The following is a 13,468-nucleotide window of genomic DNA, read 5'->3' on the forward strand; positions in this document are numbered from 1 at the left end:
CGATTGCCTCCCAGCATGTAGAAACTTCTCATTTACGTGTGAATATATTGAAGATTTCGTTGGCAGCCTCATCAACAGACATGGCATCGTTCATCATTTCATCCAAGAGTCTGCCACACAATTGATCATCAAAATCTACATTGCTTTCATTTTGCGGCAGTAATGCATGGGCTTTTAATTGATCCTTGCTTTCAGAAGTCCAGTAATGCTCTTTTGCAAATGGATAGGTTGGCAAGCTGATACGGCGAGGTACCTTGCCAGTATAAAGTTTGTTCCAATCCAAATTTAGCCCTTTGGCCCACAGCTCCAGAAGCTTTGTATATTTCCTTTTGGAAATCCAATGTTCAATCAGTTGCTGCAGGTCTTCGTCCCCCGTAAAAATGGACAACGCTTCTTTGTTGCGCTTCACCTGACCTCTATACAGGTTGAGCATGTGGTGGCGTCCGGCCACAAATTCCTTTAATTTCTCCTCAAGATCTGTGATCGAATCCACAAGCATGGCTAGACGCTCCTCCATCGGTTCGCGTCCCACCTGGAGCGTATAGGCAATATCCAATATGCTAGCAGAGGATAACTGACCCTGAAGAGCCTCAAGCAATTGTCGTCCTTTTTCCTTAAGCTGCTCCTCACTCTTGGCTGATAGCACGATCATGGCAGGTCCCTGAGAAGCAGATTCTATTCCTGATGGCTCCTGGACCTCGGGAATATACTCTTCAATCACGATATGAGCGTTGGCCCCTCCTGCACCGAAAGACGATATTCCAGCCCGTCTCGGATACTCTTCAGTGATTCCATCCGTTGTAATTACCGGTCTCTTCCATTCTTCTAGGCTCTGCTGAACGACAAAAGGAGTATTGGTGAAATGAATTTCACGATTCAACTTCCTAGAATGTAAAGATGGTACTAACTGGCGATGCTTAAGCTGCAACAATATTTTAGTTACTCCTGCAATGCCTGCTGCGCTCTCAGTGTGACCAATATTGGATTTGACCGACCCTATGGCGCAGAACTGCTTGTCTTGTGTGAATTTCTCAAAAGCCCTGGTCAATCCTGCAATTTCAATAGGATCTCCCAAAGCCGTGCCGGTTCCATGGGCTTCAATATAACTGATGGTTCTTGCATCAACATTCGAACGCTGGAGCGCCGCCTCGATCAGCTGAGATTGAGCTTGAGGGCTAGGCACTGTATAACCACTGGTTTTACCTGAAGCATTGAGCATGCTCCCTTTGATGACACCATAAATATGATCACCGTCTGCAATGGCCTTCTCCAGCGGCTTTAACACGATAGCGCCGACGCCCTCCCCATCAACGAATCCATCCGCTTGGTCTCCAAACGACTTACATTCGCCACTTTTGGAAAGCATCGTCATTGCTGACAGCTTGATATAGTGGATTGGGTCTACGATCAAATTGACCCCTCCGACAATAGCGCACTCGCTGATACCGCTATACAGACTTTCCAAAGCTAGATGGATCGCCGTCAATGAGGAAGAACAAGCGGTATCGATAGTCATACTTGGACCTTGGAAATCCAAATGATAGGATATCCGATTGGAAATGGAATTGTATTGAGGTCCCAAACCGTAATTCCCATTCATTACGCCCGCAAATACGCCCACTTTTCGACTCTCACAAAGATTGGCAGGGGTATATCCGGCATCCTCAATACTTGCATATGCGGCTTCCAGAAAGAGCCGTTCTTGCGGGTCCATAGTTTCAGCTTCTGCAGGAGAAATCTTGAAAAATAGCGGATCAAATAAATCAATTCCATCGATAAAGCCGCCTGATTTCGTATAGATGGTGCCTCGTTTTCCTTTTTCTTCGTCAAAGTAGGTCTTCCAATCCCAACGGTCTTTCGGAATTTCAGTGATGCAGTTTTTGCCCTCTTTTAGGTTGTTCCAATATTCCTCTACATTACGAGCTCCTGGATAGCGCCCTGACAAGCCCACAATCGCAACATCTCTGATATTAGAGGAGTGCTCCTTCGGCTTCTCACCTTTGCTGACAGACGGCTTAAGGAAGCGTCCTTCCCGTACAAAGCTCATTGGGGCCATATCGATTACCTGTGGAGCAGGTACCTCTACCACTCTGGAAGTTTCTTCGCTCATCTCTGTCTCCTTCATACCTACCAGCTTCTTCAACGAATCCCTTTGCGTTTGAAGCAGGTACGCTACCAGATCATCTATGGTGTTGTACTCAAAAAACAGGGTGCTGGCAAAATCCTCGATGACCTCACGCAAAACATTGGTGATTTGCACAACCAATATCGAGTCGATCCCGTACTCTTCCAGGGCAACCGTAGAGTCGATGCTTCCCGGTTCCATTTTTAGTGTTTCGCCAAGTAAATTTTTAAAGTAGGCCGTACTTTTGCTGCGCAGCACATTTTCTGATTCTGCCTGTACTGCCTCTCTTTTGGGCTGAGCTGATTGTTTCATTGATCCTGCTTCAACAGTCCTATTCTCTATCGATATGGTTTTCTGCTTTGGATGTCGCTTTTGCCGAACCAAGCCATCGCTTTGGGCTGCAACGATCTGCTGGCCCCAATCATGCGCCTCCTGCGCTGGGAAGAACGCTGTGTGAAAGCCTTCTTTGGCCAATACGCTTTTCCATACGTGAGGATACAGCCCAGGGCAGCCGGGAATACGCAATTCCGAATCCTCATAAGCCCACCAGCCATCCAGCAATCCGAAGGTAAGATGGGTAAACACACTGCTGCCCATGAGTTCATTTAACAGAAGCAGGCCGTTGCTTTTCAAAACCGCTTTCGCATTGCGCAATGCCTGGCGGATATCTTTTGCCGTATGAAGTACATTGGCAGCAATGACAATATCATATTTACCCGCATCAATACCTTGTCCAGCAATAGGTTCTTCCACATTAAATATTCGATAACTGAGATACGGATTGTCTGGCCCATACTCTTTTTCTGCGTGCATCAAAAAGGCCTTCGAAATATCGGTATAACAATATTCCTGAATGTGTTTGCGATATGGCCGTAATTTGAGAAATACGGCGCTGCTGGTTCCTCCGGTGCCTGCTCCGATTTCGACAATTCTGATTTCTGCAGCGGAGTTGTTCATAATTCTCTGCTGAACATAGGCGGCAATCGTATCGGAAAGAACTTCATTAAAATAGTCGGCGACCAGACTGTTCTTATAAATCCCTTCCACCAGCTCCATAGAGGAATTGGGGAACATGATTTCCGTGGCAGGACATTTGCCGGTAATAATTTCAGGCAAAGCCCGCAGCGTTGTCTCAACCAAATGTACCCTTGCTCGCATCTGCGGATATTTCAGCCATGTGTGCTTGTGCTCTTCCCATTCCTGCCAGACATCCTCTCTATAAGTCGAGCTGGAATCATTTCCACCTGTAAGGGCATCATTCATCCGTGCCAAAATCTTTACGCTCTCTCCTAGCCATTTGCCATATAACTCAGGCAGCCCATGCTTATGTTTAAACTCGTCGACAGACTGACGATCTGTCCCTGACAGCCCCATAGACAAAAGTTGCCCCTGCATTAGTTTGCACAATAGGTGTTCCAATTCCCTTTCCTGCAGGCTGCCAGCATCCTCTGCCGCATAGTCCTCGGCAAACTGGACTTTTGATTTGATCATAGCAGCAATACTTTCTTGTATATCCCGAAGATCGGGATCCGTGTTGTGCGGGTACAGGTCAATGGCTTCCGCCGGATTAGTCCCTTCCAAATCTAGATGTTTTGTTGTTTTCATCAGCCCTACTTGATTCAGCGGGGAAGCAAGCAACGTCTCAAGTGCCTCCATCCCCTCTTGAGGCTCAATAAGTCCAACACCGATCTGCGCTAGTCTTGAGTAATTTTCCACCTCTTGCTGCCTGTCTTGGGAAGCATTGTTCTCGTCGTTCCCCCAGTATCCCCAGTTCATGACTTTCACCGGACAACGCCATTCCTGTGAGAGCCGCTGCGCAAACGCATCCTTAAAGGTACATCCGGCAGCATAGCTACTTTGTCCCGGGTTTTTTACATAGGCAATAATGGAAGAGAAAAACAACACGAAATCCAGCGGTTCATTTTGGAAGACCTGAGCCATGCGTACACTGACATCGACCTTTGCCGAAAGCCCGGACCGGAGCCCTTCCTCCGTCAAGTCTTCCAATCCCTTCTCCAAAAAGGCAATGGCAGAGTGAACTACGCCGTTGATCTTGGAGTAACGCTGCTTTATCTCCTCATATGCTCCCTGCAGCGACCTTTCATCTGCTGCATCTGCCGTAATATAGCATGGAACAGGCCCGTGGCCTTTAAATTCGTCCAATTTAGCCTGGATGGATGCATCCTTTGGCCTTCTGCCTATCCACACCATCTGGGCCTGATAGGTCGAAGCCATATACTTGCTCCATGCCACTCCGATGTTGCCTGCACCACCGATAACCACATAGACGCCTCCGGTTTTGTACAGCGTCTGTCCGTTTGAGCCTGGAGTCTGTTTAAACGGAATCAGCTGCTGGCGATACCACTGCCCGCCTCTGAAAACCCACATCCGTCCCTGACGGTCTGAAGGCAGCGTAAATAGTTCGGATAACGGCCAGTCATAGTCGGATTGCAGGTCTATAATACGAACCTTCCAGTTCGGATATTCTTTGGCCATCGTGCCTACCAACCCATGGAAACTTGCGTGGGCCGGGTGGACTGTATCATCCTGATCGATCGACTGAGCCTGGGTGGTTATAGTTGTCCAGCCTAGCTTTTTCGTTCCATACCCCAGTAGGAGCAGCGCCTTGACTAATCTAAAGAAGAGCAAGACTCCTGGCTTCTGTTCGTCAATCAAGGATTCAGCAGTGACCGATTCGACGGAACTACAAGGTGCAATCCACAAAATGTGGTCAACTGCTCCATATTCTTCGACCTTTGAGGCAACCGTTTCTATGGAATCCTGCGCCTGTAGCTCCAAAAAATGCGCCTTCGGATAGTATTCCCGGATAGCCTGTCTATCTTTGTCTGTACCACCTGCAATGACCATTCGGTCTATCGACGATGGGAAAGCTGTATCTTTTTTAAGCGCAACCGGGTCCCATTTGGGGATGAGCATAACGGCTCCTACAAGCGGATCGGCGGCATGATCTCCTGCGACTACACCTTGTGCATGCTCAGTGCGGATATCTCCGTCCAGCGCCCGGGTGGATAGTCCCGTTATTCTGACACAAACGTTCCCTTCCTCATCACATAAGTCGATATTGAGCTTCTGTACCTTGTCCTCTTTCTTACTGCCCTCGCTGTATTGAATCAACGACCACATATTCTGGGTGCATCCCCCATGGATTTCGACCTCTTGAAGAGCGAATGGCATAGAAGGGGTATTTGGTACCTTGCTGTCCGGTAGCCCTCCATCTTGCCCCATGATTAATCCGATCGATGCATGCAAGGCCGCATCCATTAAGCTAGGGTGAAGAACAAAGCTGTCAGCCGAATCAGAGAGCATGGAGGGCAGTGCCAGCTTGACCAGTACCTTGCCCGGACGTGAGTACACTTTCTCCACACATTTGAAGGCTGGGCCGTAATCCATCCCGATTTTTTGGAAGATATCGTAGCAGCGCGCCCCCTCAAATCCGTGTGGATCAAATTCTGCCTGTAATGCCTCAAGGTTAAGCACTAGCTTTTGTTCCACGTTAAACTGCACCGCATTGCCCTGGCTGTGCACGGTATGTCCGATATTGCTTCCTTCTTGCTCACTATACACTTCAAAGCTGATTTTTCCGGCGTCTTCCAAGAATAGTCCGGTGTGTACTGAGAATGGCCGATCTTCCACCACAATTGGCCGAATCCAGTTTACATTTTTCAACCGGATTCCTGTTGCGCAGTTGTCCTCATCTCCTATAGAGCGTTCCACAGCCGCCCGCACTATCTCAAGATAAGCGACACCTGGTAGAACCCGTTGGCCTTTTACCGTATGATCCCTGAGGAAAAACTCCTCGCCTGTAAACGTTGAGCTGAACCGCTGCTTCAAGAAGTTTGAAGTGTTGTGATGCAGTAAAGGTGACAAAAATGTAGACTGACCGAGAGCGGCTGTCATGCCATCGATCTTTACCTGGTTTACGGGCACCCAATAGCTTTCCCTGGCAAAAGGATAGGTTGGCAAACTAATCCTGCGAGGCTTCACTTCCCCATAAAGCCTGTTCCAGTCCAACAGCAATCCCGTCGCCCAAAGCTCGGCGAGTTTTCCATATTTACCTTTGCTCACCCATGCACCCACCATTTTAGCCATATCCTCATCGATTTCCTGAGTGACCAATACTCCTTTGTTGCGCTTTACCTGTCCTCTATACAGCTCTTCTATACCTTCCTTTTTCAGCAGGAAGCTTTCCAATTTCCAATCCAGCTCTTGGATGGAGGTGGCAATGATCGCAAGCCGTTCTTCCATCGCTTCTCGTCCGATCTGCAACGTGTAGGCGATATCTGCGAGACCTATACGCGGGTCATTCAGCTCTCTGATGGCAGATAGCAATCTTTGGGCCTGCTCGTTCAGTCTTTCCTTGTTCTTGGCCGATAGCACAATCATGGCAGGATTAAGCGACGCAGGAGCAGCTTGCAGCTGAGCAGTCTCTGCTGGAATGTATTCTTCGATTACCACATGAGCGTTAGATCCGCCTGCCCCGAAGGCCGAGACTCCTGCCAGCCTTGGGTATTCCCTGATTTCGCCATCGATGGATACGACAGGTCTTTTCCATTCCTCTAATTCCTGCTGAACTTTAAAAGGGCTATCACTAAAATCGATATTGGGATTTAACTTGCTTGAATGCAGCGAAGGTACCAATTGTTTATTTTTCAACTGCAACAGCACCTTTGTCACCGCGGCAATACCAGCTGCGCTCTCACAATGTCCGATATTAGACTTGGCAGACCCGATTGAACAGAACTGCTTGTCTCTGGTATATTCCCGGAACACCTTTTGTAAGCCCGCAATTTCAATCGGATCACCCAGAGGAGTTCCTGTCCCATGCGCCTCTATATAGCTAATGGTTCTAGGGTTGATTCCCGCCTCCTGAATGGCCTGCCCAATCACGCTAGCCTGTGCGTTGGGGTTGGGTACGGTATATCCATTGGTCTTACCTCCGTGATTCACTGCAGTACCTTTTATGATGCCATATACCCGGTCTCCATCTGCTATAGCTTTGGCCAACGGCTTGAGCAGCAAAGCCCCGACTCCTTCTCCTGGCACATATCCGTCACCCTGTCCGAAGCTTTCACACCGCCCATTGCTTGATGCAAAGCTTCCCTGTCCGAGTAGTAGATATTTGTTGGGATGGACAGAAACGTTAACTCCCCCTGCAACCGCCAGTTCACATTCTCCATGCTGCAACCCGTGACAAGCCATATGGATTGCTGTCAGTGACGAAGAGCACATGGTATCCACAGCGATACTTGGTCCATGAAAATTACAAAAATACGATACACGGTTGGCAACCGCCGAAGCATTCCCGAGAAGCCCGAGCATATTCCCTTTGGCTTGTTCCTGGGCTCCATAAAGCTGATATTCGTGATACATCACTCCGACATAAACGCCAACATTGCCTTCCATGCCGCCAAGTCCCCGGTCTGCACAAAGAGTTTCACGCGTATAGCCCGCATTCTCTATGGTTTCATACACGCATTCTAGGAATAGGCGCTCCTGAGGGTCCATCGTTTCAGCTTCTCTTGGCGAAATGTTGAAAAACAATGGGTCAAACCAGTCCACTCCGTCGATAAACCCTCCCCACTTGCTGTAGGTTTTCCCGAGCTTACCTTTAGTTTCATTAAAGTACAGGCTGTGGTCCCAACGCTCCTTGGGAATCTCAGTGATGGAATCCTTCCCATCCCTTAGATTTCTCCAGAACTCGTCGATATCTGCTGCCCCCGGATATCTTCCCGATACCCCGATAATGGCAATCTCCAAGCCCTTCTTTTCACGATGGGGCTGCGTACTTGTCGGGAGAGGCCATGTACGTTTGCGACCCGCAGCTAACGAAGCCAAAGGCTCTATTGCTGCTTTTGCAGGTTTGTTCGCTACTTTGTGAGGAGCTATATTCTTCTCCTGCGCTTTTAAAACGTCTACCAGCCGGCCGCGATGCGATTCCAGGAAATAGCCAGTTAATGAGCGGAGATTATGGTATTCAAAAAATAATGTCTTCGGCAGTGAGCCAAACGTTTTTTCCAATTCATTCGTGAGCTGCATGACCAATATGGAATCAATCCCATACCTGTCCATAGGCGCGTTTACATTTATACTTTCAGCCGGCAGCTTGATTACAGCCGAAAGCAATGTTTTCAAATAGTCTTCAGCTTTTTCTTTTAGCCATTCTTCGCCGATAACCGCGGCTTCCCCGTCTTCCAATCCGGAACGGCCTGAAATTTCTGTTCCTGAAGACTGTCCAAGGATGGCCGCCTTAATCGTTTGAGGATACCCTTCGATAACCATGACCTGGCTTTTACCGGAAGATAAGCTTTGATACAAAGCCTTTATTCCATTCTCTGTTTCCATGGCAATCATGCCCAGACCTTGCATCGCCTTTTCCGTTTCCCCATCGACATGCATGCCCCCGTCTTTCCACAACGGCCAGTTGATCGACAGCGTGTGCCCATGGCGCTGCTTGCCTGCCACCAAGGCATTTCGATAAGAAGCATAAGCATCCATAAAACCATTGGCAGCAGAGTAATCAATCTGTCCTACATTACCAAGACTTCCGGCGCCGGAAGAAAACAGGATAAAGAAATCGAGAGGCAGGGCTCTGCTGGCCTGATCCAGATGGATCAACCCTGAGACTTTGGGAGTCAGCACTTCTCTAACTTCTTCTATCGTCTTTTTGATGATGAAGTTGTCCCGTATCACTCCTGCTGTGTGTAAAATACCGTTAAGACCGCCAAATTGCTCGACGATGCCATTAATTAACTCGGTGACCGCTTCCTTTTGACCCACATCCACCTGTCTGTACTCTATATGACCTTCCCGCGCTTCCAATTCACTTAACAAGGACTGTTTATCCGCTGACAGAGGTGATCGTCCTGCCAGTACGACGGTGGAGTTTTTCACATTGCACACGATGTCTCTGGCAAAAATCAGTCCCAGACCGCCTAGACCGCCAGTGATGAGATAGGTCCCTCCATCTTTCCATGGCCGGACTGGATCTTCGCACAAGGTTTCAATTTCTTGCCACTTTAAAGCCTGTCGCTTGTCGCCATGATATCGTATCCGTTCGTTGTACTGGCTGTATCGGTTCTCTTGTAATTTTTCAATAATCCCCTCAGGGCCATCTTTGGCATCAAGCTCTAGCAGTTGACCCATGATACTCGGGTTTTCTTTTTGGGCGGTTTGCAGCATGGCAAAGAACCCGGAATAGACCTGTTGATCATTTCGGGCAGGGACTGCAATTTGCAGCAAAGTTTTTGGTTTGTGTATGTCCAGCATCATAGTTTGCAATTCTTCAAATATCTGAATAGTGTAGTCTTCAAACCGCGCATCCAAGTCAGTACTTGAGGACTGTAAAACAATGCAGCGAGTACCGTCCATGCGAGCTGCAATATCCTCCCCGGCGATACCTTCAAATTCGCACAGGATCACAATGTGCCGTATATCGTCGAACGCGTTCTCTCCTGCGGGGACTGCCTTCTCCTCCCAGACCGGCTCCAGCATGAGTGTGCCCACATGCTCAACGAAGTCTGCTTGCGCTACTCCTTCTTCCAGCTCTCTGGATGAGAGCCCTTTGAGCTGCACACAAATCTTTCCGGTCTCGTCACAGAGATCGATATGTACCATGCTCAATCCATTTAGTGTCTCCTCATTCGCTTGTCTGGAAATCCGGGCCCACATCACAGAAGTGCATTTTTCGAATATTTTCAGTTCGTGCAAGGCAAAGGGTACTGAGAGCTTGCCCTCAGGCACATGTTCTTCCCGATCCATCACCAAGCCGATTGTGGCCTGCAAGGCTGAATCCATCAAAGCCGGATGCAATACAAATTCACTTTGGGTATGAGATACATTGGATGGAAGGGACAGCTTTGCCAGCACGTAATCCTTTCCCTGAAAGATGGTCTCTATTCCCCGATGTCCCGGGCCATAGTCTATTCCCATGGTTCTGAAAGCTTCATAGCATTGGCTTGAAGATAGTGAACTGCGAATACATTCTGCCTGTAAGACATTCAGGTCCAGATACTGCGACTCACCGCTTCTCTCCAACACAGCTATCCCCTGGCTGTGTATAATACCTTCGGCGTCTTCTCCCACTCTGCTATATATTTCAAACGCAATCGCTCCATCTTCCTGAGGATATAGGCTGGTGTGCACCCTGACTGGTTTGTTAGCTACAACGATGGGCTGAGCCCATACTACATTTTTCAGCTGTATATGAGTCTCACCCTCCATAACATCCCCCGCTGCTTCTTCTACGGCCGCTCGCACCATTTCAAGGTAAGCCACCCCGGGTAATGTCGGTTGGCCTAGGATTCGGTGATCCGCTAGGAAAAATTCCCGGCCTGTAAAGGTGGAGTCGTAGCGCTGCCCAGAGAGATCGGAAGTATTTTGATGCAGCAAAGGGTGGATTTGGGCGGCCATAACCGGGTTTATATTCTCCTGCCCCATGTCTGTCTCAGACAACCAATAGCGTTCCCTCTCGAAAGGATAGGTCGGTAGACTGATTCGCTGAGGCTTAATTTCTCCATAAAGTGCATCCCATTCAATACTTGCGCCATTGGCCCATAATTTGGCCACCTTATCAAGTCTTCTATTCTGAAGCCAGGTCCGAACGAGGGTCCCGGTGTCTTCGTCAGAATCAAAAAGTTCAATTCCGTCTCTAGCATCGTCTACCTGTCCGGTTAACACCTTATCCGATGAGTTTCCATTCACAAAATGCTCCAGCTCATCGATCAGATTTCCTCTTGAATCTGTCAAAAACGCGAGGCGCCAGTTCATGGCATCTCTGCCCACTTGAAGGGTATAAGTCAGGTCCGACAAATTAGCATTTTCGTGCAATTTAACAAAGTCCATCATGTCAGCTGCATAGGCTTTCAAGGCTTGTTCGCTTTTGGCAGACAGTACAAATAGCACTGGGTTGTCTTGATCGACTGGGTCCAGCTTCATCTCAGAGGCTACAGGCACATATTCTTCAATAACCATATGTGCGTTAGTGCCGCTAAACCCAAAAGCACTTACGCTTGCACGCCGGGGTGTCCCCGGTTTTGACTCCCACTTTTGTAGCCCGGTGTTAATGTAAAACGGGCTTTCCTCCAAAGAAATATGTTCATTTAAGGCTTCAAAATTGATCGTTGGCGGCAATTGCTGGTGTTTCATAGCCAGGAGTACTTTCATTACCCCGGCCACTCCGGCCGCAGTCAGCATATGTCCCATATTGCTTTTCAGCGATCCCAGCGCGCAATAGCCCTTTTTGCTCGTATAGGATCGGAAAGATTCGGTAAGTCCTTCCACTTCGATAGGATCGCCCAGCTTGGTGCCTGTCCCATGGGCCTCTACCAGAGAGATGGTTTCAGGATTAATATTAAACCGTTGGTAAACCTCTCTTTCGAGCGAAATCTGTGAATTTACACTTGGAGCGGTGATGCCGTTGGTTTTCCCATCCTGATTCATTCCCCAGCCTCGGATAACCCCATGGATGGAGTCCTTGTCCCTGATTGCATCAGAGAGCCGTTTTAATAAAACAACGCCAACCCCTTCTCCGGGGACAAAACCGTTTGCACGGGCATCAAAAGTAAAGCATCGTCCATCCTTGGACAACATTCCTGCTTTGCTGGTCATAACATGCATCCCCGGTCCTGCCATAATCATTACTCCGCCCGCCAAAGCAAGATCGCTTGTTTCTAAAACAAGGCTGTTGCAAGCTTCAGCAATAGCTACCAGAGAGGAAGAGCATGCGGTATCAATCGCCAGAGAAGGGCCCTTCAAATTCAGTAAATACGAAATCCGGGCCGATAAAATGGAAGGCGCTCCTCCTATAAGAACCTGCGCGTTCAACCCCTGTCCGCTCATGGACCTTCCATAATCACTAGCTGCACAACCTACAAAAACACCGCAACGGCTCCCCGACAGTGAGGCAGGATTTAAACCTGCATCTTCAATGCATTTCCAGCTACTTTCCAGAAATAGACGCTGTTGAGGGTCCATCATCTCTGCTTCCGCAGGAGATATATTAAAGAACAACGGGTCAAATCGATCTATATCCTCTAGCACACCCATCCACTTGCTATAGGTTTTCCCCTCAACCTTGGGATCAGTATCATAATAATCATCAATGGACCAGCGTGTTGAAGGAATTTCCGATATACAATCCCTGCCTTGAGCCAGGTTATCCCAGAATTCAGTCAATGTTTTGGATTTGGGGAACTGCCCCGCCATGCCAATAATTGCGATCGAATCCTTCTCCTGACCATGCGGTATACGGGACACGTTTTTTTTCAGATCAGCCTGCTTGAGCGGTTTGTGCGTATCATCGCTATTCGACTGCTGTCCGTAGGCCGTTTGAATCCGTTCCTTGACTTCTTGCTGATTCACAAACGTTTTGTCCTGCATTTTTATTTCTTTTTCAATCGTCGCCGCCAGCTTTTCTCTTATCGGCTGAGCCATATGGTTTTTCAGCTCAATCAATGATTCTCTTGGCGATTCGGACAATTTTCTTGCCAGCTGCATAGCGTACGGTACCACTTCGTTTCTCGGCAGAACAGGAAAAGGAGTCCCTTTGGACTCCAGTTCTGAACCGCTATATCTAGTACCTGTGAATAAAATTTCCTGCGCCATGCTAACTCCGAATTTTTCAGGAAAAATGAGAGTTGAGCCCGCACCAGGAGTGAAGCCGTATTTCATAAAATTAGTGGTGTAGATGCTTTCTCTACTCATCACGATAAAATCGCAAAACATCCCCATGCACCAGCCTGCACCAATCCCATGTCCCTGCATAGCGGCAATGACCGGTAGCTTGCAATCCAGTGCAATCTTGTAAACATTGGTATCGCTATATTTCGCCTTTCCCTCATGAATTGCCAGCAGTCCCTCCTGTGTACCTCCTGTGGCAAAGTAGGTGTCGTACCCCGTCAGAATCACAACTTTATAATTTTCGTTAGCCTGCACCGTTTCGAACGCCTGATTCAGGCCTATAATCAGTTCATTGGAAAATGTATTTTTGTGCACTGTATCCTTCATTGTTAACAGGACAATGCCATGCTCAAATTCCTGCAGTTGAACCACAGGCGGCACTTCCGTTTCGCCATTGCTCTCCTTTTCCGGTCCGTGAAAACTGTCCAATGGCTGTAGCGAAAGAGACAATTCCTCTAATGATGATTCCTCTGATCGAGCTGCCAATGATTCTTCCAAAAATTCATCCGAGAGCCCGCCCATAAATTGGAGCAATTGTTTTTCGGCATCTTCAGAATTTATTTCCCCTGTTTGTACCGCACGAAAAATATCTTTTGGATCCATAAAAATGCCCTCCTAGCTGTATGAAATAGGACGAATATCGTG

At 48.2% G+C, this 13,468-nt stretch carries 1 protein-coding gene; it reads right to left on the reverse strand.

All coding sequences use genetic code 11. The features are described from left to right. Nucleotides 1-28: 28 nt before the first annotated feature. Entirely contained in the window at nt 29-13,426 is a 13,398-nt protein-coding gene (locus PPM_RS16720; protein WP_013371933.1) for an SDR family NAD(P)-dependent oxidoreductase, read from the reverse strand. Nucleotides 13,427-13,468: the final 42 nt, after the last annotated feature.

The sequence above is a fragment of the Paenibacillus polymyxa M1 genome, from assembly GCF_000237325.1.
GTDB lineage: Bacteria > Bacillota > Bacilli > Paenibacillales > Paenibacillaceae > Paenibacillus > Paenibacillus polymyxa_C.